Below are 22,609 nucleotides of genomic sequence, written 5' to 3' on the forward strand. Positions count from 1 at the left end.
ATCGACGCTGGTCACCATGACCACCACCGTGATCGCCCTCATCCTGATCGTCGGCACGCTGACCTTCGCCGCCGGCGCCTTCCTCGCCGCCGAGGTCGCCACCCGCATCCTGCGGCGGCGCGAACGTCAGATCTCCGAAGAGCGCAAGACCCTCAACGCGGCCTGGAAGTACCTGCGGGAGGTGTACGGCGTGCGGAAACCCGGGGAGAAGACGCGCCGCTAGAGCGGGGTGACGTACGCGCCGGAGATGCCGCCGTCGACCAGGAACTGGGACGCCGTGATGAAGCTGGCGTCGTCGCTGGCCAGGAAGGCCACCGCCGCCGCGATCTCCTCGGGCTCGGCGAACCGGCCGACCGGCACGTGCACCAGCCGCCGCGCCGCGCGTTCCGGGTCCTTCGCGAACAGCTCCTTGAGCAGCGGCGTGTTCACCGGCCCCGGGCACAGCGCGTTGACGCGGATGTTCTCCCGCGCGAACTGGATGCCCAGCTCACGGCTCATCGCCAGCACCCCGCCCTTCGACGCGGTGTAGGAGATCTGCGACGTCGCCGCGCCCATCACCGCGACGAACGACGCCGTGTTGATGATGGAACCGCGACCTTGGCGCTGCATGTGCGGCAGGACGGCCTTGCAGCAGTGGAACACCGACGTCAGGTTGACGCGCTGGACCCGCTCCCACGCCTCGATGCCGGTGGTCAGGATGGAGTCGTCCTCCGGCGGGGAGATGCCCGCGTTGTTGAACGCGACGTCGACCGAGCCGAACTGCTCGACCGTGCTGTGGAACAGGTTCTCGACCTGCTCGGCGTCGGTGACGTCGGTCTGGATGAACGCGCCGCCGACCTCGTCCGCGGCCGCCTTGCCCACGGCCGGCGTCAGGTCCGCGATGACGACCTTCGCGCCTTCGCTCGCCAGGCGGCGGGCCGAGGCCAGCCCGATGCCGCTCGCGCCGCCGGTGATGACCGCGACGCGGCCTTCGAAACGCTGGACCATTACTCCTCCGTGCTGAGAAAGACGTTCTTGGTTTCGGTGAACGCCGCCGCGGCGTCGGGGCCCAGCTCGCGGCCGAGGCCGGACTGCTTGAAGCCGCCGAACGGCGTCCAGTAGCGCACCGAAGAGTGCGAGTTGACCGACAGGTTGCCGGCTTCGACGCCCCGCGCCACCCGGAACGCACGGCCGGCGTCGCGGGTCCAGATCGACCCGGACAGGCCGTACTCGGTGGCGTTGGCCATCCGGATCGCGTCGGCTTCTCCGTCGAACGGCACGACGGCGACGACCGGGCCGAAGACCTCGTCCGCCGCAGCCGGGTGCCGCAGGTCGGAGGGGGTGAGGACGGTCGGCGGGAACCAGTAGCCGGGGCCGGTGGGCGCGCTGCCGCGGAACGCGACGGGCGCGTCGTCCGGGACGTACGACGCGACCTTCTCGCGGTGCACGGCCGAGATCAGCGGGCCCATCTCGGTCTTCTCGTCGCCGGGGTCGCCGACGACGACGCCGTGCACCGCGGGCTCCAGCAGCTCCATGAAGCGGTCGTACGCGCTCGCCTGCACCAGGATCAGCGACCGCGCGCAGCAGTCCTGGCCCGCGTTGTCGAAGACGCCGTAGGGCGCGGTCGCCGCCGCTTTCTCCAGGTCGGAGTCGGCGAAGACGATGTTCGCGTTCTTGCCGCCCAGCTCGAGCGTCACGCGCTTCACCTGGGCCGCGCAGCCGGCCATGATCTGCTTGCCGACCTCGGTGGAGCCGGTGAAGACGACCTTGCGCACGCCCGGGTGGTCCACGAACCGTTGCCCGACAATGGATCCCTTGCCCGGCAGCACCTGGAAGACGTCTTCCGGGATGCCCGCCTCGCGCGCCAGCTCGGCCAGCCGGATCGCGGTGAGCGGCGTCAGCTCGGCGGGCTTGAGGACGACGGTGTTGCCCGCGGCGAGCGCGGGCGCGAAGCCCCAGCCCGCGATCGGCATCGGGAAGTTCCACGGCACGATCACGCCGACCACGCCCAGGGGTTCCTGGAAGGTGACGTTGACGCCGCCCGGGACCGGGATCTGCTTGCCGATCAGGCGTTCCGGCGCGGCGGAGTAGTAGTTGAGGACATCGCGGACGTTGCCCGCCTCCCAGCGGGCGTTGCCGATGGTGTGCCCGGAGTTCTCGACCTCGAGCCGTGCGAGGTGCTCGAGATCGGCCTCGACGGCGTCGGCGAAGCGGCGCAGCAGCCGCGCGCGGTCGCCGGGGGTGACGTCGCGCCACGCCGGGAACGCCGCCCGGGCGCGGGCGATCGCCGCGTCCGTCTCCTCGGCGCTGGTCAGCGCGACCGACCGCACCACCGCTTCGGTGGCGGGGTTGATCACGTCGAACGTCGTCATCGCCTCTCCTTGCTGGCTTCGACAAGTGCTCGGAACAGCCGGACGTCGTCGCCGTCCTGCTCGGGGTGCCACTGCACGCCCAGGGTGAACTCGCCGGGCACCTCGGCGGCCTCGACCGTGCCGTCGGCGGCCCAGCCGACCGGTTCGAGGCCCGCGCCGAGCCGGTCGATCGCCTGGTGGTGGTAGCACAGCGTCTTGGTTTCCGAGCCGAGGATCGCCGCCGCCCGGCTGCCGTCGGCGAGGGTGACGGTGCCCCGGCCGAACGTCGCGGGCGCGGGCTGGTGCTCGGTCGTCTCCCGGGCCTCGGGCAGGTGCTGGACCAGGGTGCCGCCGAGGGCGACGCTCATCACCTGCAGGCCGCGGCACACGCCGAGCACGGGCTTGCCCGCCTTCCGCGCCGCCTCGAACAGGCCGAACTCGAAGGCGTCCCGGTTCGGCCGGATGTAGGTCGTGGGGTGCTGTTCCTGGCCGTAGCGCTCCGGCTCGACGTCGGCGCCCCCGGTCAGCACCAGCCCGTCCACAGTGGACACCAGTCGGTCGTACGCGTCGCTCACCGGCGGCAGCAGCACCGGGATGCCGCCGGCCGCGACGACGCAGTCGACGTAGACCCGGTGCAGCAGCACGGCTTCGGTCTCCCAGACCAGGAACTTCGCGGGTTCGAGGTAGCTGGTGAGCCCGATGACCGGGCGGTCGTCAGGGTTTTCAGAGGCGCTCGAAACCACGGACGAGCTCCCAGTCGGTGACGGCGGCGTTGTAGGCGTCGACCTCGATCTTCGCCGCGTTCAGGTAGTGCTCGACGACGTCCTCGCCGAACGCCTCGCGCGCCAGCTCGCTGCCGGCGAGCGCCGCGGCGGCTTCGGGCAGCGTGGTCGGCACCGTGCGCCGGTCGGAGTGGTAGGCGTTGCCGGTGAAGGGGTCCTCCAGCTCCAGCTCGTTCTCGATGCCGTGCAGGCCGGCGGCGATCAGCGCGGCGACGGCCAGGTACGGGTTGACGTCCCCACCCGGCACGCGGTTCTCGACGCGCAGCGAATCGCCGTGGCCGACGACGCGCAGCGCGCAGGTGCGGTTGTCGGTGCCCCACGCGATCGCGGTCGGCGCGAAACTGCCGGGCACGAACCGCTTGTAGGAGTTGATGTTCGGCGCGAGGAAGTACGTCAGCTCGTGCAACCCGGCGAGCTGGCCGGCGAGGAACTGCTCCATGAGCGTCGAGAAGCCGTGGTCGTGGTCGCCCGAAAGCACCGCCCGCCCCTCGGTGGAGCGCAAGCTGATGTGGATGTGGCAGGAGTTGCCCTCGCGCTCGTTGTACTTCGCCATGAACGTGAGGCTCTTGCCCTCCTGCGCGGCGATCTCCTTGGCGCCGTTCTTGTAGACGCTGTGGTTGTCGCAGGTGCTGAGCGCGTCGGTGTAGCGGAAGGCGATCTCCTGCTGGCCGGGGTTGCACTCGCCCTTGGCGGACTCCGGGTAGAGCCCGGCGCCGGCCATGTCGTTGCGGATGCGGCGCAGCAGCGGCTCCAGCCGCGCGGTGCCGAGCATCGAGTAGTCGACGTTGTACTGGTTGGCGGGCTTGAGGCCGTGGTAGCGCTTGTCCCAGGCGGCTTCGTAGGTGTCGTCGAAGACGATGAACTCCAGCTCGGTCCCGACGTAGGCGGCGAGCCCGCGCTCGGCGAGGCGGTCGAGCTGGTGGCGCAGGATCTGGCGCGGCGACATCGGCACCGGCCCGCCCTCGACGCGCTCGACGTCGGCCAGGACCAGCGCGGTGCCCTCGTGCCAGGGGATCTCGCGCAGGGTTTCGAGGTCGGGGCGCAGCACGAAGTCGCCGTAGCCGCTGTCCCAGGAAGAGAGCGCGTAGCCGTCGACGGTGTTCATGTCGACGTCCACGGCGAGGAGGTAGTTGCACGCCTCGGTGGCGTGGCCGACGACCTCGTCCAGGAAGTACTCCGCCGAGCAGCGCTTGCCCTGGAGCCTCCCCTGCATGTCCGTGATCGCGACGAGCACGGTGTCGATCGTGCCCGCGTCCACCCGCGCCCGGAGCTCGTCGAGCGTGAGCATGCCTCGTCTGCGTGCCATCAGCCGCCCCAAAGGTTTGATGCGAATCCTTTGCGGCTTCTTCCTACCCGGTCACGCCCGGCGGGTCAACCGGAACAAAGGTATTTTCTTGAGCCATTGGATCGGCGGTCGGTATGCGTCGTTTGCCCGGCTGAGAGAAGCCTGTGAATTCCGCGCGAAGGGAGGAATCCGGGGTACTCCCACGTTGTATGGGGCAGGAGAGGTGAGATCGATGACCACATTCACGCAGCAGAACACGATCGGACAGCAGCAGGCGCGGCCCCAGCTGCCCACCCTGCCCACCGGCTGGCCGATCGGTTCCTACGAGTCCTACGAGCAGGCGCAGCGCGCGGTCGACCACCTCGCGGGCGCGGAGTTCCCGGTCACCGACGTCACGATCGTGGGTGTCGAGCCGATGCTCGTCGAGCGCATCGCCGGCAAGATGTCCTGGGGCAAGGTCCTGGGCAGCGCGGCGACGTCCGGCGCGATGTTCGGTGTGTTCCTCGGGCTGGTGCTGAGCCTGCTGAACCCCGGCGCGGGCCTGGTCCCGATCGTGATCGGCCTGGTCGCCGGCCTCGGGTTCAACCTGGCGTTCGGCGCACTCGGGTACGCGGCCAACCGCAACAAGCGCGGGTTCATTTCCCAGAGCCAGCTGGTGGCTCGCCGCTACGACGTCCTGTCCCAGCCCCGCAACGCCGAGAAGGGACGTGCGCTCCTGGCGGACCTCGCAGCCCGCAGCGCCTTCGGCCACTGACCGGACACTGACCCGGGCCGATCGGAAGGCCACCTTCCTGAGGGGAGGTGGCCTTCGTCGCGTCCGGGCCGAGGCCGCCGATGTGGTGTCAGGGCGCCTGCCGGCTGTGGACAACCCGCGCGGACGACACCGGAACTGTCGGTGCCCACCGGTAGCGTGGAAAACGGGGGCTGCTCAGGTCCCCGAGGAAACCGTCGGCGCATCGGGGACCTCCTCCGGGTCCGGCGATCCCTCCCGCCGGCCGGCCCGCAGCAAATCGCCCCACCGGCCGCGGTCGTAGTGCGCCGGCGGCGTCTGCGTCAGGAACTCGCGCAGGATCTCCAGGAACCGCTGCGGGTCGGACCGGTGCGGGAAGTGGCCCGCGCCCTCGAACAGCACCAGCCTGCTGCCCGGCATCGCCCGGTGCGCGCGCAGCGCGTGGCCGCTCGGCACGACCCGGTCGTCGGTCCCCCACACCAGCAGCGTCGGGATCCCCTCGGTCAGGTAGCAGCGGTCCAGCATGTTGACCACCTGCCCGCGCCAGTCGACGACCGACCGCAGGGTCCGCAGGAACGCCGAGCGCGTGCTCGGCTCGAGCAGCCGGACGTAGCGGGTCACCACGTAGTCGAGGTCCGGGCCCAGCCCCAGCCCCTCGGACACCCGCAGCAGCTCGGCGAGCCCGCGCAGCGCCGTCAGCGCCGGCCGCGTACCCAGCAGCGGCAGCACCAGCCCCGCACCCGGCGCGGCGGCCAGCCGCAGCAGCGGGTGCACGCTCGCCCCGACGCCGCCCGAGCCGACCAGCACGAGCCGTTCGCAGCGTTCCGGAAACTGGTAGGCGAACTGCATCGCGACGCCGCCGCCGAGCGAGTGCCCGACCACGGTCACCCGGTCGACGTCGAGGGTGGTCAGCAGGTCGCGCATGCCGGACGCGTAGGCCGCGACGGAGTAGTCCGCGCGCGGCTTGGCCGAAGCACCGTGGCCGAGCAGGTCGGGCGCGATCACCGTGTGGTCGGCCGAGAGCGAGGCCAGCAGCTCCAGCCACGTCGCCGAGTCGTCGCCGATGCCGTGCAGGAACAGCAGGGCGGGCCCGCGCCCGGCCATCCGGTAGGCGCGCTCGTACCCGTGGACGACCCGTGTCCGCGGGGCGAAGGTGTCCGCCCCGACCTCCGTGAGTGGCACGAACCCAGCTCAGCACGCCCGCGTTTCACGCACGTTGGGATCGGGTGAACACCGCGAGCGGCGGAAGATCGAAGACCGCCCCCGGATCGGGTCCGGAGGCGGCCTTCGTCGCGTCAGGAGCGGCCCCGACCTCCGCTCCTGATGGCTTCTTACCTGGTCGGCGGCGGCGTGGTCGTCGTCGGCGCGGGCGTCGTCGTCGGTGACGCGGGCGTCGTCGCGGCGGACGGGCTCGGCGGCACCGTCACCTTCGGGATCGCCGCGCTGAACGGCACCCCCGCGTCTTCGCGGCAGGCCGAGCGGTACCCGTTGTAGCCGTTGTAGTTGCCCTGGTCGTCGGTGACACCCTGGTCGATCTTCGGCCGCGGGAACCGGTTGTCCTCGCCGATCTTCTCCTTGGTCCCGCTCGAGCGCTCGCAGCCGTAGCGGGTCAGCGTGATCGGCCGGCCCTCCTCGTCGTAGAGGTAGACCTCCGTCAGCGGCTTGCCCTCGGCGTCGAACGCGTAGACGTTCTCGATCTCGCGGTTGCCGTAGCTCAGCTGCTCGTTGCCGTACCGGTCGGACGACGACGGGTAGTACGACGGCGAGCTCGAGTACGAGTTCCGGTGCGAGATCAGGTCGACCGCGGCGCCGAACCCGCCCAGGATGCCGCCGATGACGAACGCCGAAATCGGCACGGCCACCCACAGCAGCCGCCGGTCGCGCCGCAGCCGCGGGCCCGCCCAGACGGCCGCGCCGCCCGCGACGAGCAGGAACGGCAGCAGCAGCACGGCACTGCGCGTGCGCAGCATGAGCAGCAGCCCGAAGGCGATCAGGACGACGGCGCACACGATCCACCACGCCGGCTTCAGCGAAGCGAGGTAGTTCAGCGCCTTCCCGGAGTCTTCCTGCTGCCGCCCCTTGTTCAGCGCCTGCCGCAGCCACACCACCTCCGGCAGCGCGAGCACCGGCTCGACCCCGCCCTTCAGCAGCAGGAACAGGCTGACCAGGAACACCGGCAGGAACAGCACCGCGCCCAGCAGCCCGTCGGGGTCGACCCTGACCGCGGCGGCGAACGCGAACAGCGCGAGCGCCACCGCGCAGAGCACCAGGCCCCAGAACGCGATCCGCGGCTTCGCGAGGCTCGGGCTCTTGGTCGTGGCGAGCACCTGCGTCGCGCCTTCGGCCGCCGGCGGGTACCCGCCGGACGCGCGCAGCTCGGCGGCGTAGCTCTCGGGAGTGCCGAGCCGTTCGATCAGGGCCTCGACGCGGGCGCTCTCCCCCAGCTCGGCCTCCAGCTCCGCCAGGTGCGGGCGGACGTCTTCGAGGATCTCTTCGATCTCGCTCGCGGGCAGGTCGGCGAGCGCGGTGCGGACCCGCGCCAGATACACCCGCACGGCGGTCGGCTTGTCGCTCATGCTGCCTCTCCCAAAAGCACGTTCATCGTCAATGCGAAGTTCTGCCAGGTCTTGCCCGACTCCGTCAGGCGGAGCCGGCCCGGCTCGTTCAGGCTGTAGTACTTGCGGTGCGGGCCCTCTTCGCTGGGCACCACGTACGAGGTGAGCAGGCCGGCCTTGTAGAGCCTGCGCAACGTCCCGTACACCGACGCGTCCCCCACCTCGTCCAGGCCGGCGCTCCTGAGTCTTCGCAGGACGTCGTACCCGTAGCCGTCTTCCTCGCGGAGCACCGCGAGCACGGCCAGATCGAGCACCCCTTTGAGCAGCTGACTGATCTCCACTGCACCCTCCAGTCTTACGCTTGGAAAGGTACCACGCATTGCACAGTAGTGCGCACGGCGGAGGGCCATCCGGCCGTGTCGGGCTGCTTCAGGCGGTCGGGTCCACCGGGCGTTCGAAGAAGGAATCGAGGATCACGATGGTCTGCGTGCCGGTGACGCCGTCGATCGTGAAGAGCCGGCGCAGCGACGCCTGGAGCTCCTCGGTCGTCGGCGTGCGCACCTTGACCAGCAGCGACGCCGGCCCCGCGATGACGTGCGCCTCCACCACCTCGGGCAGCGCTTCGAGGGCCGCGCGCACCGGCTCGTCCCCCATCCAGGCGTTGGCCTCGACGAGGACGAACGCCGCGACGCCGCGGCCGACCGCGGCCGGGTCGACGTCCACAGTGGTCCGGCGGATGACGCCCTGCTCGCGCAGCTTGCGGACGCGTTCGTGGGCCGCCCCCGCGGAGAGGCCGACTGCCTTGCCCAGCGCGGCGTACGCCTGCGTCGCGTCCTGCTGGAGTTCGGCGAGCAGCATGCGATCCACGTCGTCCACGGCTTGACCATATCAGGTTCGGCGATCCATGCTTAGCGCAGAATCTCATTAGGGGTGACAGATGGATCTGGTGAAGACGGACTTCGAGGTGCTGGACGAGCGCTTCGCCCGCGTCAACGGCGACGAGTGGATGCAGCGCCTGCACACCGGCTGCCGCTGGACCGAGGGGCCGGCGTACTTCCCCGCCGGGCGCTACCTGGTGTTCAGCGACATCCCGAACGACCGCACGCTGCGCTGGGACGAGACGACGGGCCAGGTCGGCGTGTTCCGGCAGCCCGCCCACTATTCGAACGGCCACACGGTCGACCGCGCCGGGCGGCTGGTCAGCTGCGAGCAGGGCCGCCGCCAGGTGACGCGCACCGAGCACGACGGCTCGATCACCGTGCTGGCATCGGAGTACGAGGGGAAGCGCTTCAACAGCCCGAACGACGTCGTCGAGCACTCGGACGGGTCAATCTGGTTCACCGACCCGAGTTACGGCATCGACAGCGACTACGAGGGGTACCGGGCGGAGAGCGAGATCGGCGCGTGCCACGTGTACCGCGTGGCGCCATCGGGTGAGGTGCGGATCGTCGCGGACGACTTCTCGCGCCCGAACGGGCTGGCGTTCTCGGCCGACGAGTCCCTGCTGTACATAGTGGACACGCGGCAGAAACCCAGCCACATCCGGGTGTTCGAGGTGGGCCGCGAGGGCGCGCTGAGCGGCGGATCGGTCTTCGCGACGTGCGACAACGGCGTGTTCGACGGCGTCCGGGTGGACAGTGAAGGCCAGGTCTGGGCGGCTGCGCACGACGGGTTGCACTGCTTCGCGGCCGACGGGACGCGGATCGGGAAGCTGCGGGTGCCGGAGATCTGCTCGAACTTCACGTTCGGGGGTGCGAGGGGGAACGAGCTGTTCATCACGGCTTCGAGCTCGCTGTACACGCTGAGGGTGACGGTCAACGGCGCTCGTTACCCATGAGGGGCACCCTCATGGACTTTAAAACCATGAAGGTGCCCCTCATGGCATTCGGTGAGGACGTGTGCTCAGCCAAGCGCGCCGGCCCGGACCCGGTCCACCACCGCGGCGCGCTGCCACGCCCGGCTGACCCGGACCAGCCACGCCGCTTCCGCCACCACGTCCGCGTCCGGGAGGGGGTCCGGCGTCGCCTCGGTCGGTGCGAACCTTCGTCCTTGCCGGCCCGCCTCGATCGCCGCGGCCAGGGTCACCGCCTCTACCGTCGGTGCCAGCTCGGCTTCCGGCACTCCCGCACGGCGGGCCGCCGTCTCCGCCCGGGCCGGGAGGTCCGGGTCGAAGTGGGCCCGGAGCGCCAGGTGACCGTCGCGGATCTCGATCACCCTGCGGTACAGCGCGAACTCGGCGCCGCCCGTCAGCTCGCGGCCCGGGTCCAGCGCGATGCCGGGCACCGCCGCGCGCAACGCCGTCCACAGTGGCTCGATGCGGCGGTACGCCCGGTACGCCCGCACCCGCCCGATCGCCGACGACACCGCCGGCGACCACGCGCTGAGCGTCGCGCCGGCCGCCACGAAGCCGATCGTCGTCGCGGCGAGCACCGACGACGGCACGTCCTCGCGGGCGCCGATCCGGGCCGTCTCGGCGAGCTGGCGGACGTCGTCGATGTCCCAGAACGTCCACGCGAACGCCGCGCCCACGCCGACGACCAGCAGCCAGAGCCCGGTGCGCAGCGGGCCCGGTTCCGCCTGCCACGCGCTGCGGGCGAACACCGCGATCAGCAGGGCGAGGCTGATCAGGCTGTAGGCCAGGAAGATGAGCTTGTCGGCCAGGGCGAAGGGCAGGCCGGCGTCCGAGAAGACCGTGTCGTCGCCGACGCGCCGCGGTCCGGAAAGCGTGAAGCACACCGCGAGCAGCACCATCGTCGCGCCGGTGAACAGCGCGTGCGGGGCGAGCCGGGCGCCTTCGCCGCGCCACACCGACTGCGTGAACGCCACGGCGAAGCCGATCGCGCCCAGCTTCAGCTCGTCACCGGCCAGGCTCAGGACCCACTCGGCCACCGGGCCCGGGCCGGCGAGGGCGGCCATCGCGGGGGTCAGCACGACGATGCCGATGGCGATGCAGATGCCGAACCCGGCGAGGAACCACATGGTGCGCACCGGCTGGCTGCGGCGCGCTTCGACGAGCTTGTACCCGAACCCGGCGAACCCGATCAGGCAGAGGTGGTAGGCCAGGGTCTCGGTCACGGCGCCCGGCGGCGGTCCCGGCCGCCGAAGAGGGAGTCGAAGCGCCGCACGCCGTCCGGGACGTCGGCCGCGAGCTCGCGCGGCTCCCCGGGCCGGACGACGCGCTGAGCGAGCAGGCTCGCGACGAGCTCGGCCTCGCGCTCCTCGACCTCGGTGTAGGTGGTGCGGCCGAGCACGCGCCGGACCAGCTCGGGCGAAAGGCTGGGCATGAGCTGCCGCCCGGCGGCGGCGTCGAGCGCGACACCGTCCGCGCCGCCGGCCGGGCCGGTGTGGCCGCAGAGCAGGTGGCCGACCTCGTGGAGCAGGATGTGCTGCCGGTGCAGGGCGGTGGTGGTGGTCGGGTAGAGGATGTAGTCGGCGCGTTCGGTGCTCATGAGCAGCCCGCAGGGGGCGCCTTCGGGAGCGCTGACGGGCATGAGCTCGATGGGGCGCCCCCGCCCGGCGGCCAGGGTGGCGATGAACGCCTCGGCATCGAAGGGCTCGGGAAGGGTGACGGCGTCGGCGACCTCGCGGGCCCGCTTCCACAGCGCCCGCCCCGGTCGCCGGAGCCACGATGTCCGCGCCACGTCAGCCCTCCCTCACGCCGCGACCCCACGGCCCCGGCCGGTTCAACGCGACGAAGACGGCGGGGATACGCGGGGGAAGCAAGATCGGCCCGGCGGATTTCGGGCCGGCCTGCGAGCTGAGAGTGGACGCGGGTTCCGGCGAGCGGTCCGGGGCCGCGGGGCACGGCCGACGGCGGAAGGCAGCGCCCGCCACGCGACCCGGGTCAGCGCGGCGGTCGCGATAAGCCGCGCCTGGTCGACAGCTCGGACCCGCCGGCGAGTCGGCGCTCTGCAGGGGGTCCGCAGCGCAGGGCTCGCTTGCCGATCCCGGGAACGCCGTCACCTCAGCCCTCCTTCTTCGGTCCGCTGCGACCGGCCTCCCTTCGGGCGATCGCGTCGATCATGTCGCTGATCGTGTCCAAGCCGTCCGATGACAACGTCACCGCTCGCAGCGCCAAGTCCCGGACCCCCGCGTCGCGCAGGGCCCCCAGCAACGCCAGCTCCTCCGCGATCTTCGTGCTCTGCTCGTCGTCGAAGAAGTATGCCGGAGGTACCCCGAAGAACTGGGCCAGTGCTTCGAGGTGACGCTTCGTCGGGTTGTCGCGGCGGCCCGTACGCAGCTGCCACAAGTAGGTCGTCGAGAAGCTCTCGCCCGTTGCCTCACGACAGGCCTTCGCGACCTCTTCGTTGCTGTACGGCTCCCGATCGGGCCTGCGGACCACGTGGAACAGCCGGTCGATCTTGTCGGCCAGCGTCGACTTGCCGGGCTCCTTGACCACGATGCACTCCCTCAGCTACCAGGCACATTCATCCTAGCTGAAAGCTGAACACCATTTATCAACGCGAGTTCGCTCTCGGCCGCGGCTGACAGCGGGGACAGGAGAACGACGACCGGTTCATGAACGGCTCCCGCCGGATCGCCGTCCCGCACCGGTGGCACGGCAGCCCCTCCTGGCCGTACGCGTCCAGTGACCGGTCGAAGTACCCCGACTGCCCGTTGATGTTCACGTACAGCGCGTCGAACGACGTCCCGCCCGCGCCCAGCGCCGCGTTCATCACGTCGGACGCCGCCGTCAGCAGCTCACGCCCCTTCGCCAAGGTCAGCTTTTCGGTCGGCCGGGACCAGTGCAGGCGAGCACGCCACAGCGCTTCGTCCGCGTAGATGTTGCCGATGCCCGAAACCAGCGTCTGGTCCAGCAGCGCCCGCTTGACCTCGGTGCGCCGCGACCGCAGCGCGCGCACCGCCGCGTCGAGGTCGAACGCCGGGTCCATCGGGTCGCGGGCGATGTGCGCGATCGTGTCCGGGAGCAGCACCTCGTTGAGGTCGTCGAGCGCCAGGCCGCCGAACGTCCGCTGGTCGACGAACCGCAGCTCCGGCCCGTCGTCGTCGAAGCGCAGCCGCACCCGCAGGTGCTTCTCGTCCGGTGCCTCCTCGGGCTGGACGAGCATCTGCCCGCTCATCCCGAGGTGGGCCAGCAGCGCCTCCTTGTCGGACAGCTCCAGCCACAGGTACTTGCCGCGGCGCCGCGCCGCCTCGACGCGGCTGCCGGCCAGCCGCTTCGCGAAGTCCTCCGCGCCCAGCGCGTGCCGGCGGATGGCGCGGGGGTGCAGGACCTCCGCCTCGCGGATGGTCCGGCCCGCGACGTGCGTCTGGAGGCCCAGGCGGACGACTTCGACCTCGGGGAGTTCGGGCATGCGTTCATTGTGCCCGGGAGGTACGACAATTTAAGGAGCGGTAGGTCCGACGTCGGCCTTCGTCAGCGGGACCCGCGTCGCGCCGGAGGCGGCGTACTCGTCCGCGCCGACGTCGAAAGCACCCGAACGGGACTGCAGGTCGAAGTCCTTCGCGGCGAACGGGTACGAACCCACGCCCGCGTCGATCGCCGGGCTCCCCGCCGCCAGCCGGTACAGCCCGGCAGCGTCCTTGACCAGCTTCGGATCCACCGAACGGGACGGGATCCCCGCCGAGCCGCCGAAGGTGATGTTGCCTTCGTACTTCACCGTCGACCCGCTGGGCAGCGTCACGAGCGGGCCGGACGTCCCCTGCACGATGTTGTCCGCGACCACGCAGTCCTTCGGCTTGAAGTCGCCGCCGTCGCCGTCGATGACGCTCTTCGAACCCAGCACCGTGTTGTAGGCGACCGTCACCCGATCGGGTCGATCATGGAGCTTGCTCGTCGGACCGCTGTCAGCCTCGTCGCCGGACCCGAACACGATCGCGCGGTCGCCGGAGTTCGCGACGTAATTGTCGACGATCTTGTGGTCGTTGCCGTGGAACCGGATGCCCGACCCGAACAGGACGTTCCCCTCGACGACGCTGCGGTTGCCGTGCCGCAGCACGATGTAGCCCTTGCTGTCGCGGATCGTGTTGTACCGCACCACGTTGTCGGACGACTTGACCGAGATCGCCTCGCTGTCGCCGTCGGCCTTCTCGAAGAGGTTGTTCTCGATCAGCGCGTTCGCGGAGTACGACTGGCGGTCGCTCAGCCCGAGCCGGATCGACTCGCCGCCGTTGGAACCGGCGAACTGGTGGTTGAAGAAGTAATTGTGGTGCACGTGGACGCGCTTCGCCATGGCCCCGGACGGCCCGAGGATCTGCAGGAACACACCCTGGCTGGTGCGGTTCTGGAAGACGTTGCGGTCGACGACCGTGTCGTCACCGCTGACCGTCACCCAGTTCCCGTCGCCGGTGAGCTGGAAGTCGTTGCGCGTCAGGCGGTTGTGCGAAGCGCCGGCGGGGATGCTCAGGGACGCGCCATTGCGGAACTTGAACCCCCGCAAGACCACGTTCGAGACGCCGCTCGCGAAGGCGAACGTCTTCGAGCCGGTGATCGTGGCCTTGCCGGTGTGCTCGGCGGCGACGGTCACGGGCGCGGCATCCGTGCCGGACCGCTTGATCGAGAGCGTCGAGCCCGCCGGATACGAGCCGTCGGCCAGGACGATCGTGTCGCCCGGGTTCGCCTTGTCCAGCGCGGACTGCAGCGCCGGCAGCGAGGTGACGCGCACCTGCGCCGCCGACGCGGACGGTCCGGGAACGACGACGAACGCCGCCACGATCAGGGGAACCAAGAACAGACGCATCCGCCAGACCTCTCAGTGAGTACGAGCGCGGCGGATGATCATCACGCTACTGAGGGGCAGGCGGAAGCGTCAAACGGAGTTCCCGGTGATCAGGACTCCGAGTCGTCCTTCTTCTCGGCTTCGAGTTCGGCCGACAGCGAGCGCCAGGCCGTCTCGGCGGCCTTCTGCTCGGCTTCCTTCTTCGTCGACCCGTTGCCGTTGCCCAGCGGGCGGCCGGCGACGAGGACGGTGGCCGTGAACTCCTTGCGGTGGTCCGGACCGGTGTCCTCGACCTTGTACTCGGGCACGCCGAGGCCGGCCGACGCGGTCAGCTCCTGCAGGCTCGTCTTCCAGTCCAGCCCGGCACCGCGCAGCGGAGCTTCGGCGAGCAGGCCGTCGAAGAGGTGGTGCACGAGCTTGCGCGCGATCTCGATGCCGTGCTCGAGGTAGACGGCACCGATGACCGCTTCCAGGCCGTCGGCGAGGATGCTCGCCTTGTCCCGGCCGCCGGTGAGCTCTTCGCCCTTGCCCAGCAGCAGGTGCGCCCCGAGCCCGCCCTCGCCGAGCCCGCGCGCGACCCGCGCCAGTGCGTGCATGTTGACGACGCTGGCGCGGAGCTTCGCGAGCTGGCCCTCGGGCAGGTCGGGATGCGTGTTGTACAGGTGATCGGTGACGACCAGGCCGAGCACGGCGTCACCGAGGAACTCCAGCCGCTCGTTCGGCGGCAGGCCCCCGTTTTCGTACGCGTACGAACGGTGGGTCAGCGACAGCCCGAGCAGCTCGGGGTCGAGTGTGACCCCGAGCGCTTCGAGCAACGGCGCCGGATCGGCTGGTGGTCCCCCGGGCGTCTTGCCCCCCATGTCGGCTACCCGATCAGGCGGGCTCGACGACCTGGCGACCGTTGTGCTGGCCGCACGACGGGCACGCGATGTGCTGGAGCTTCGGCTGCTTGCAGGCGCGGTTGGAGCAGGGCACCAGCTGCACCGGAGCCGCCTTCCACTGGCTGCGGCGGGAGCGCGTGTTGGATCGCGACATCTTCCGCTTCGGGACGGCCACGAGTAGATCTCCTTAAGACGGTCTGCTCGCGGTGCGAGCGAACTTCCTCCGCAACGAGCTGGGTCGCTCGTCAGGCTTGCTCAGCGGGACCCGGCGCAGGCTTCTCGCCCGCATTCTCGTCGAAGCGCTCGACCAGTGCGGCCCACCGAGGGTCTATCTTCTCATGCCCGTGTCCGGGCTCGAGATCGGCCCACTTGACGCCGCACTCGATGCAGAGCCCGGCGCAGTCCTCGGTGCACAGCGGCGCCAGCGGCAGGGCGAGCACGACGGCGTCGCGCACGATGGGCTCGAGGTCGATCCGGTCGTCGATCAGCCGGGGGATCTCGTCCTCGTCGGTGGTCTCCTCGGTGGCCGAGCCCGGGTAGGCGAACAGCTCCTGGACCTCGACCTCGATCTCCTCGGTCAGCGGGTCGAGGCAGCGCGCGCAGGTGCCCTTCGCGGTCGCCGTGGCGGTGCCGCTGACCAGGACGCCCTCCACGACGGACTCGAGCAGCAGGTCGAGCTTGAGCTCGGAGCCCGCGTCGATGGTGATGACATCGGGGACGCCGAGCGGCGTCTCCACCGGCACGCTGCGCTGGACGGCGCGGCTCAGGCCGGCGTGACGGCCGAGCTCACGGGTGTCGATCACCCAGGGGCTGCGGTCGTCGAGCTGGGGGGTCTTGTTCTCGGACATCCAGACCAGAGTACGCACTGGTCGCCAGTCCATTCGAGCTGGCACCCACGCACGTCATCCGGCCGATGGGAGGCTGGTCACACCTGATAGTCGTAGAGCGTCGGGCGGCCGCCGCTGTTGGGCAGGTTCGCCGGGGACCGCAGGTGGTTGCGGCCCGAGTCGACGGTCCGCAACGTCGTCGCCAGCAGCTCCGAGAACTCCGCGAGCTTCCCGTCGACGTAGGCGTCGCAGTCGCCGCGCTGGCGGTCGGCCTCCGCGTGCGCTTCGTCGACGATGCGCGCCGACTCGGCGTGGGCGGCCTGGACGACCTCCGTCTGCGCGACCAGGCGGCCCTGCTCGGCCCGGCCGTCCTCGATGGCCCGGTCGTAGGCGTCGCGGCCGGCCTGGATCATGCGCTCGGACTCGGCGCGGGACCGGTCGGTGAGGTTCTGGTATTCGGCCTGGCCCGCCGCGACCGTGCGGTCGGCCTGGTCGTGCGCGTCGGCGAGCATCTGCTCGGCACGGGCGCGCGCGTCGGCCAGGATGCGCTCGGCCTCGTCGGTGGCGTCGGCGATCGCACGCTCGGCTTCGGCGTTCGCGCCGGCGACCGCCTCCCCCGCCTCCTTGCGGGCGGCGTGGATCAGGTCGTCGCGCTTGTCGAGCACGTCCTGCGCGTCGTCGACCTCCGCCGGCAGTGCGTCGCGGACGTCGTCGAGGAGCTCGAGCACGTCGCCGCGGGGCACCACGCAGCTGGACGTCATCGGAACGCCGCGCGCCTCCTCGACGATGGTGACGAGCTCGTCGAGCGCCTCGAAAACCCGGTACACGGCAACTCCAATCCCCTGTCGCTGAGATCAGTCTGCCCGTTTTTCCCGCGGAACCGGTGAACGCCACCGGCACCGGGCGTGTCCCCCCAGGCCACGCCCAGCGACGGGGTCCCCCTACTGGGCGGCGAAGCCCGGATCGGTGACGAGGGCGATCAGCTGCCGGTCGTCGAGCGTCAGGCCCTCCCCGGCCGGTGCGTCGATCGGCGCGGCCGGGATACCCAGCTCGGCCGCCGTCATCGGGGGAACCCGTCCCAGGTCGCTGACGTCGACGGAGGTCCCGTCGACGCGGTAGTGGGCGGCGGCGCGCCCGGCCACCACGGTGGACGGCGGCCCGCCGGGCAGTCCTCCTTCGGAGAGTTCCGAGATCACGACCGTGCTGCCGTCCGGCTGGGGGATCTTGTCGCAGCGCATCCGCCCGCCCGGCGGGCACGCCTCCGACACCGGCCGCGTGTTCCGCGCCACCGTGAGCTTTCCCAGGATCGCGAGGTTGAAGGAGTGCCCCTTCCCGTCGTGATCGACGAAGGAGATGCCGGTGCTCATCTCGTCGGCGTGCAGCTCGCCACCCATGCTGTAGAAGCTGTCGATGATGATCTTGCGCGCACCGGGGATCACGCCGGGCAGCACTTCCTTCAGGTGGGCCATGTTCCGCTGTTCGAGTGGCGTCTGCGGCTGCTGCGGCGGCTTCACGATGATCACCGGCGGCAGGTACGTCGCCGCCGGGGGCGCGAGCGGGGGTGGCGACGGCCGCAGAGCCACGACCGCGGCGCCGGCGATCCCCAGCGTCACGACCACGGTCGCCACGGTCGCGCGGCGGTTGCGCTGCCGCTTCGCCGCCTTCGTCACGACGTCGTCGGGGTCGAACCCCAGGGGTGGCTCGGCGAGCACCACCTCGCGCAGCCTGGTCTCCAGGTCGGTCATCACGCGCTCCTCTCCGCGGCCGGGTCTTCCAGCCGCGTCAAGGCCGCGCGCAGCGCTTCGAGTCCGCGCGCGGCCTGGCTCCGGACGGTTCCTTCGGAGCAGCGCAGTGCCTTCGCGACGTCGGCGACCGGGAGGTCGGCGCAGTAACGGAGCACGACGGCGGCGCGCTGCTTCGGCGGAACCTCGGCGAGGGCGCGGAGCAGGTCGTCGCCGATCCCGGCGTCGGCCGGGCCGGACCGCGGCTCGTCGGGGACGACACCGTCGCGACGCTCGTTGCGCCGCCAGGGTCGCCGCCGCTCGTCGAGCCAGCAGCGGAGCAGGACCTGTCTCGCGTAGTTGTCGACGGGCCCCGTCCGGGTGACCTTCGGCCAGACCCGGTGGAGCTTGATGAGCGCGACCTGGACCAGGTCCTCGGCCAAGTGCCAGTCGCCGCACAGGAGGAACGCCGTCCGCCGCAGCGGCAGCGCCCGTTCCCTGGCGAACTCCCGGAACGCCGCCTCGTCCCCAGACCGCATCGCGCCTCCTCGTCCGATGTTCCCCCGGTACTCACGGACGGGGAGGCGCGGCGCGTTGCACGCGGGTCAGGAATTCAGGTCGATCCGCTTGAAGGTGACGTAGTGGTCGGGCGTGTAGGCCAGCTCGCCCGCCTTGCCGGAGATCACGCGGTCGTTCGTACCGACGTTGAAGAGCTTGTAGTAGCCCGACGCGCAGGCCGGGAGCACGCCTTCGCGGTTCTCGTAGGTCGTGCTGCTGGTCGCCCCGCCGCGGACGTTGTCGACCACCGTGCGGGCCGCCGCCGAGAGCTGGGAGTAGCCGATCTTCGTGAGGCCGGACAGGTCGCCGCAGGCGTGCGTCGTGCCGCCGCCGCTGATGTCGATGACCTTGAAGGTCGCGTAGTGGTCGCCGGTGTAGAAGTACTCGCCGCCCGAGCCGGTCACGATGCGGCGCGTGCCGCGGTTGCTCGAGCCGGGCGTCGGCACCGTGTACTCGTGGTAGTAGCCCGACGCGCAGGCCGGGAGGATGCCTTCCCGGTTGTCGAAGACGACGCCGTCGTTCTGCGGGTACGGGAAGGGGCCGCCCTTCTGGATCAGGTTGTACGTCGTCGTCGCCTCGGCGGGCAGGGCCGAGAGCGTCGTGTGGGAGAACCCGGAGAGGTTCCCGCACGCGTTCTGGGCGGCGACGGCCGGTGATGCCGGTGATGCCGGTGATGCCGTCACCGCTTCGGCGGCGGTGACCCCCATGGACAGCGTGGCCAGGAGCGCGAACAAGACCGCGACCAGGCGTGATCGGTAGTTGGTCATTTTCGGACCGTAACCCGATCGGATGATCGTCAGAAGACAGGAACGTGAACTCCGGCCGTGCGCGGCGGAAGTCCCGACGAACGTAGGGGGCCGAACGACGGGAACCGGACGTCCCGGGTTGCGCGGAGTCTCTTGTGGATGATCAGGCGCCGAGCTTGGGGAACTTCTCCGAGAGGCGCTCGTAGACCACCGGCGGGACCAGGTGCTCGATGTCGCCGCCGAGCGCCGCGACCTCCTTGACCAGCGAGCTGGACACGAACCCGTACGCCGGGTTGTTCGCCATCAGCAGCGTCTCGACGCCGGTCAGCTCGCGGTTCATCTGCGCCATCTGCAGCTCGTAGTCGAAGTCGCTGACCGAGCGCAGGCCCTTGGCGATCGCCGCGATGTCGTTCTCGCGGCAGTAGTCGACGAGCAGGCCTTCCCACGAGTCGACGCGGATGTTGGGCAGCTTCGAGGTGATCTCGCGCAGCATCTCCAGGCGCTCTTCGATCTCGAAGAGGCCCTTCTTGCTCTTGTTCACCCCCACCGCGACGACGACCTCGTCGAACAGCCCGCTCGCCCGCTCGATGATGTCGAGGTGCCCGTTGGTGGCCGGATCGTAGGAACCGGGACAGACCGCACGCCGCATGGCGCGGACGCTACCGTGCCGCAGGTCGCGGCGCCCGCTCTGCCGCACGTGGCTCACGCCACAGCCGAGTACTCCGCCCAGAAGACCGCCGTGTCGCCGTACTTCTTCGCGCGCGAGGGCTCGAAGCCCGCCGGCCAGTCCGGCTCGCCGTCGCGGGCCGCGCGCTCGACCACGACCAGCGCGCTCTCCCCCAGCCAGCCGCCCGCCGCCAGCGAAGCCAGCACCTTGCCGAGCGCGGCCGCGTCCACGGCGTAGGGCGGGTCGGCCAGCACCAGGTCGTACGGCCGGGGCGCGGGGGCCGCGACCACCGCCTCGACCTGCCCGGCGCGGACCGTGCCGCCCAGGCCCAGCGCCGCGACGTTGCCGCGCAGGACGTCCACCGCGCGCCGGTCGGACTCCACGAACAGCGCGTCCGCCGCGCCGCGGGACAGCGCTTCGAGGCCGAGGGCGCCGGAGCCGGCGTAGAGGTCGAGGACGTGGGCGCCGTCCAGCTCGCCCGCCGTCTCCAGTGCGTTGAACAGGGCCTCCCGCACGCGTTCGGACGTCGGCCGGGTGCCCTTCGGCGGCACCTTCAGCCGCCGCCCGCCCGCCGTCCCGGCCACGATCCTGGTCACCCCCCGATTGTGAGGGGAGGACACGGAGCGCGGATGACCGGGACACGGGTGTACCCGCCGGACCCAACGCGTAGAGTCGTTCTTCGCCCTCGGAGGCGATCCAGAGCTGTCAAGGAGCCATGCGTGTCGGAACCTCGGGTCAGACGGGCCGAGATCGCCATCGAACAAGCCCACGTCGATCGCGTGTACACCCGTCTGGACGAACTGCGTGCCCAAGCGGAAGCGATGCGCACCAAGGGCTACGAGATCGGCCAGGGCGCGCAGCGCGAGGCGATCTTCGAGCAGGCGTCGATGCTGTTCGAGCGCGACATGATGGTCTACCACGCGAACCAGACGCTCCAGACGCTCGACGCCGAGTACGAGGGGCTCGTGTTCGGCCGGCTCGACGACCGTGAGGGCGAACGCACCTACGTCGGCAGGCTCGGCATCCGCGACGCGGAGTTCGACAACCTCGTGACGGACTGGCGCGCGCCGGCCGCGGCCGCGTTCTACCAGGCCACGGCCGAGGAACCGATGGACGTCGTGCGGCGGCGCGTGATCCGCTGCTCCGGCCAGAACGTCCTCGACGTCGACGACGACGTCCTGATCGCCGACGCCGTGCCCGAGGACATGCAGATCGTCGGCGAAGGCGCGCTGATGGCCGCGCTGGGACGCTCGCGCGGCGAGAAGATGCGCGACATCGTCGCGACCATCCAGAAGGAGCAGGACGAGGTCATCCGGGCGCCGTGGCGCGGCGTCACCGAGATCACCGGCGGCCCGGGCACCGGCAAGACCGCGGTCGCGCTGCACCGCGCGGCCTACCTGCTCTACCGCTACCGCCGTCAGCTCGGCGGGGCCGGCGTGCTCGTGATCGGGCCGTCCGGGGTGTTCACCAGCTACATCTCTCGCGTCCTCCCCTCGATGGGCGAGACGAACGTCGAACTGCGCGCGCTCGGCGAAGTCCTCGACGGCCTGGACGCGACGCGGCAGGACGCGGCGCCGCTCGCCGCGATCAAGGGGTCGCTGCGGATGCGCAAGATCCTGCTGCGGGCGCTGCGGGACACCCCGCCGGAGGCGCCCGAGGAGATGCGGATCGTCTACCGCGGCGAGGTCCTCCGGCTGAACGCGCGGGAGCTCGAGAAGGTGCGCCGCAAGGCCCACACGCAGGGCGCGCCGCCGAACCGGTCGCGGATCCGGGCGGCGGAGCTGCTGCTCGACACCCTGGCGGCGAAGGCCGAGGAGTACGCGAAGGCCGACCACAAGCCGTTCGACCGGGCGGAGATGATCACCGACCTGGGCGAGCGGATCGACTTCCACCGGTTCCTGGTGGTGTGGTGGCCGGTGCTCTACCCGGCGCAGATCCTGAAGTGGCTGGGCGAGGAGAAGCGGCTGGCGTCGGTCGCGAAGGGCGTGCTGAACCGGCAGGAGATCTCGCTGCTGGCGGCGGACCTCGCGGACCGGTCGCGGGGCTGGTCGATCGCCGACGTGGCGCTGCTCGACGAGCTGCGCGTGCTGATCGGGCCGCCGCCGAAGCGCAAGCGCCGTCAGATGATCGAGGTGGAGCCGCAGCGGTCCGGCGGCGCCCCGACCCGGCCCGAGCACTACGACGAGTACTCGCACGTGGTCGTCGACGAGTCCCAGGACCTGTCGCCGATGCAGTGGCGGATGGTCGGCCGGCGCGGGAAGTACGCGAGCTGGACGGTCGTCGGCGACCCGGTGCAGAGCTCGTGGCCGGACCCGGCGGAGGCGGCCCAGGCGCGCGACCAGGCGTTCGGCGTGAAGACGGCGCGGCGGCGGTTCACGCTGCGGACGAACTACCGGAACTCGGCGGAGATCTTCGACCTGGCGGCCAAGGTGGTGGCCGGGCACGCGGAGTCGGGCGAGCTGCCGGTGGCGGTGCGCAAGACGGGCGTCGAGCCGGAGGTCCGCCCGGTGGAGGCGGCGAGCCTGGCCTCGGCGACGCAGGCGGCGGTGAAGGAGCTGCTGGGCGCGGTCGAGGGCACGGTCGGCGTCATCACGGCGATGGACCGGGTGCCGGAGGTCTCGGGCTGGGTGTCGGGACAGGCGGACGAGCGGCTCAAGGTCGTCGGCAGCCTGGATTCGAAGGGCCTGGAGTACGACGCGGTGGTGCTCGTGGAGCCGAACGACCTGATCACCGAGTCGACGACCGGACGGCGGGTGCTGTACGTCGCGCTGACCCGGGCGACGCAGCAGCTGATCGTGCTGGCCTCGAACCCGGACTGGATCCCGGCGGGCTGACCCGGAGGGTCGG

At 70.9% G+C, this 22,609-nt stretch carries 26 protein-coding genes; 4 read left to right on the top strand and 22 right to left on the bottom strand.

The window, feature by feature from the left end:
• Positions 1-16 precede the first annotated feature (16 nt).
• Positions 17-223: a hypothetical protein gene (locus QQ657_RS19940; protein ID WP_284743675.1), complete on the top strand. Its 207-nt coding sequence runs from the start codon at positions 17-19 to the stop codon at positions 221-223.
• Here the strand turns inward: QQ657_RS19940 and QQ657_RS19945 are convergent.
• The 4 genes from QQ657_RS19945 to QQ657_RS19960 are packed head-to-tail and all read right to left on the bottom strand — an operon-like array spanning position 220 to position 4,418.
• Positions 220-987 (bottom strand): 3-oxoacyl-ACP reductase, encoded by a 768-nt coding sequence (locus tag QQ657_RS19945; protein ID WP_284743676.1) that lies wholly within the window; start codon positions 985-987, stop codon positions 220-222. The genes QQ657_RS19940 and QQ657_RS19945 overlap by 4 nt on opposite strands.
• On the bottom strand, positions 987-2,351 hold the full coding sequence (locus QQ657_RS19950) for an aldehyde dehydrogenase family protein (RefSeq protein WP_284743677.1): 1,365 nt from the start codon (positions 2,349-2,351) through the stop codon (positions 987-989). Before QQ657_RS19950 ends, QQ657_RS19945 begins: the two co-directional genes overlap by 1 nt.
• Positions 2,348-3,073 carry a gamma-glutamyl-gamma-aminobutyrate hydrolase family protein gene (locus QQ657_RS19955; RefSeq protein ID WP_284743678.1) on the bottom strand — a complete coding sequence of 242 codons (726 nt, stop codon included), beginning with the start codon at positions 3,071-3,073 and terminating at the stop codon, positions 2,348-2,350. Before QQ657_RS19955 ends, QQ657_RS19950 begins: the two co-directional genes overlap by 4 nt.
• Positions 3,054-4,418: a glutamine synthetase family protein gene (locus QQ657_RS19960; protein WP_284743679.1), complete on the bottom strand. Its 1,365-nt coding sequence runs from the start codon at positions 4,416-4,418 to the stop codon at positions 3,054-3,056. Before QQ657_RS19960 ends, QQ657_RS19955 begins: the two co-directional genes overlap by 20 nt.
• Positions 4,419-4,629: 211 nt before the next feature.
• On the opposite strand from QQ657_RS19960, the gene QQ657_RS19965 reads away from it, so the two are divergent.
• Positions 4,630-5,151, top strand: coding sequence for a YflT domain-containing protein (locus QQ657_RS19965; RefSeq protein ID WP_284743680.1), 522 nt, complete (start codon positions 4,630-4,632; stop codon positions 5,149-5,151).
• 174 nt (positions 5,152-5,325) lie between these two features.
• Here QQ657_RS19965 and QQ657_RS19970 read toward each other — a convergent pair whose 3' ends face one another.
• The 4 genes from QQ657_RS19970 to QQ657_RS19985 all read right to left on the bottom strand — a co-directional run bounded on the left by QQ657_RS19970 (position 5,326) and on the right by QQ657_RS19985 (position 8,558).
• Positions 5,326-6,231, bottom strand: a complete 906-nt coding sequence (locus QQ657_RS19970) for an alpha/beta fold hydrolase (RefSeq protein ID WP_434056758.1) — start codon at positions 6,229-6,231, stop codon at positions 5,326-5,328.
• 227 nt (positions 6,232-6,458) lie between these two features.
• Positions 6,459-7,703: a DUF1700 domain-containing protein gene (locus tag QQ657_RS19975; protein ID WP_284743682.1), complete on the bottom strand. Its 1,245-nt coding sequence runs from the start codon at positions 7,701-7,703 to the stop codon at positions 6,459-6,461.
• Positions 7,700-8,023, bottom strand: coding sequence for a PadR family transcriptional regulator (locus QQ657_RS19980; RefSeq protein WP_284743683.1), 324 nt, complete (start codon positions 8,021-8,023; stop codon positions 7,700-7,702). Before QQ657_RS19980 ends, QQ657_RS19975 begins: the two co-directional genes overlap by 4 nt.
• A gap of 88 nt (positions 8,024-8,111) precedes the next feature.
• Positions 8,112-8,558, bottom strand: coding sequence for an Lrp/AsnC family transcriptional regulator (locus tag QQ657_RS19985; RefSeq protein WP_284743684.1), 447 nt, complete (start codon positions 8,556-8,558; stop codon positions 8,112-8,114).
• A gap of 61 nt (positions 8,559-8,619) precedes the next feature.
• On the opposite strand from QQ657_RS19985, the gene QQ657_RS19990 reads away from it, so the two are divergent.
• A complete protein-coding gene (locus QQ657_RS19990) occupies positions 8,620-9,519 on the top strand; it encodes an SMP-30/gluconolactonase/LRE family protein (RefSeq protein WP_284743685.1) in 900 nt (299 codons plus the stop codon).
• Between the two features lie 65 nt (positions 9,520-9,584).
• On the opposite strand, the gene QQ657_RS19995 is transcribed toward QQ657_RS19990, so the two are convergent.
• The 14 genes from QQ657_RS19995 to rsmD all read right to left on the bottom strand — a co-directional run bounded on the left by QQ657_RS19995 (position 9,585) and on the right by rsmD (position 20,358).
• Positions 9,585-10,757 carry an MAB_1171c family putative transporter gene (locus QQ657_RS19995; protein WP_284743686.1) on the bottom strand — a complete coding sequence of 391 codons (1,173 nt, stop codon included), beginning with the start codon at positions 10,755-10,757 and terminating at the stop codon, positions 9,585-9,587.
• Positions 10,754-11,323 carry a hypothetical protein gene (locus QQ657_RS20000; RefSeq protein ID WP_284743687.1) on the bottom strand — a complete coding sequence of 190 codons (570 nt, stop codon included), beginning with the start codon at positions 11,321-11,323 and terminating at the stop codon, positions 10,754-10,756. Before QQ657_RS20000 ends, QQ657_RS19995 begins: the two co-directional genes overlap by 4 nt.
• Positions 11,324-11,646: 323 nt before the next feature.
• Positions 11,647-12,081, bottom strand: a complete 435-nt coding sequence (locus tag QQ657_RS20005) for a helix-turn-helix domain-containing protein (protein ID WP_284743688.1) — start codon at positions 12,079-12,081, stop codon at positions 11,647-11,649.
• Positions 12,082-12,139: 58 nt separating this feature from the next.
• Positions 12,140-12,997 carry a bifunctional DNA-formamidopyrimidine glycosylase/DNA-(apurinic or apyrimidinic site) lyase gene (gene mutM / locus QQ657_RS20010; protein ID WP_284743689.1) on the bottom strand — a complete coding sequence of 286 codons (858 nt, stop codon included), beginning with the start codon at positions 12,995-12,997 and terminating at the stop codon, positions 12,140-12,142.
• 30 nt (positions 12,998-13,027) lie between these two features.
• Positions 13,028-14,383, bottom strand: coding sequence for a polysaccharide lyase 6 family protein (locus QQ657_RS20015; RefSeq protein WP_284743690.1), 1,356 nt, complete (start codon positions 14,381-14,383; stop codon positions 13,028-13,030).
• 89 nt (positions 14,384-14,472) lie between these two features.
• Positions 14,473-15,222: a ribonuclease III gene (rnc, locus tag QQ657_RS20020; protein ID WP_284743691.1), complete on the bottom strand. Its 750-nt coding sequence runs from the start codon at positions 15,220-15,222 to the stop codon at positions 14,473-14,475.
• A gap of 13 nt (positions 15,223-15,235) precedes the next feature.
• Entirely contained in the window at positions 15,236-15,418 is a 183-nt protein-coding gene (gene rpmF, locus QQ657_RS20025) for a 50S ribosomal protein L32 (protein ID WP_013223689.1), read from the bottom strand.
• Positions 15,419-15,488: 70 nt separating this feature from the next.
• Positions 15,489-16,091, bottom strand: a complete 603-nt coding sequence (locus QQ657_RS20030; RefSeq protein ID WP_284743692.1) for a YceD family protein — start codon at positions 16,089-16,091, stop codon at positions 15,489-15,491.
• Between the two features lie 77 nt (positions 16,092-16,168).
• The gene (locus tag QQ657_RS20035; protein WP_284743693.1) at positions 16,169-16,897 is read right to left on the bottom strand and encodes a DivIVA domain-containing protein; all 729 of its coding nucleotides are present in this window, start codon (positions 16,895-16,897) and stop codon (positions 16,169-16,171) included.
• Between the two features lie 114 nt (positions 16,898-17,011).
• Complete coding sequence (locus QQ657_RS20040; RefSeq protein ID WP_284743694.1) at positions 17,012-17,815, bottom strand: hypothetical protein; 804 nt, start codon at positions 17,813-17,815, stop codon at positions 17,012-17,014.
• Positions 17,815-18,330 carry an RNA polymerase sigma factor gene (locus QQ657_RS20045; RefSeq protein ID WP_284743695.1) on the bottom strand — a complete coding sequence of 172 codons (516 nt, stop codon included), beginning with the start codon at positions 18,328-18,330 and terminating at the stop codon, positions 17,815-17,817. Before QQ657_RS20045 ends, QQ657_RS20040 begins: the two co-directional genes overlap by 1 nt.
• A gap of 66 nt (positions 18,331-18,396) precedes the next feature.
• Positions 18,397-19,116 (bottom strand): ribonuclease domain-containing protein, encoded by a 720-nt coding sequence (locus tag QQ657_RS20050; RefSeq protein ID WP_284743696.1) that lies wholly within the window; start codon positions 19,114-19,116, stop codon positions 18,397-18,399.
• 142 nt (positions 19,117-19,258) lie between these two features.
• Positions 19,259-19,744, bottom strand: coding sequence for a pantetheine-phosphate adenylyltransferase (gene coaD / locus QQ657_RS20055; protein WP_284743697.1), 486 nt, complete (start codon positions 19,742-19,744; stop codon positions 19,259-19,261).
• Positions 19,745-19,797: 53 nt separating this feature from the next.
• A complete protein-coding gene (gene rsmD, locus QQ657_RS20060; protein ID WP_284743698.1) occupies positions 19,798-20,358 on the bottom strand; it encodes a 16S rRNA (guanine(966)-N(2))-methyltransferase RsmD in 561 nt (186 codons plus the stop codon).
• Between the two features lie 123 nt (positions 20,359-20,481).
• On the opposite strand from rsmD, the gene QQ657_RS20065 reads away from it, so the two are divergent.
• Positions 20,482-22,596, top strand: coding sequence for a HelD family protein (locus QQ657_RS20065; RefSeq protein ID WP_284743699.1), 2,115 nt, complete (start codon positions 20,482-20,484; stop codon positions 22,594-22,596).
• Positions 22,597-22,609: the final 13 nt, after the last annotated feature.

The sequence above is a fragment of the Amycolatopsis ponsaeliensis genome, assembly GCF_030182635.1.
GTDB classification, from domain to species: domain Bacteria; phylum Actinomycetota; class Actinomycetes; order Mycobacteriales; family Pseudonocardiaceae; genus Amycolatopsis; species Amycolatopsis ponsaeliensis.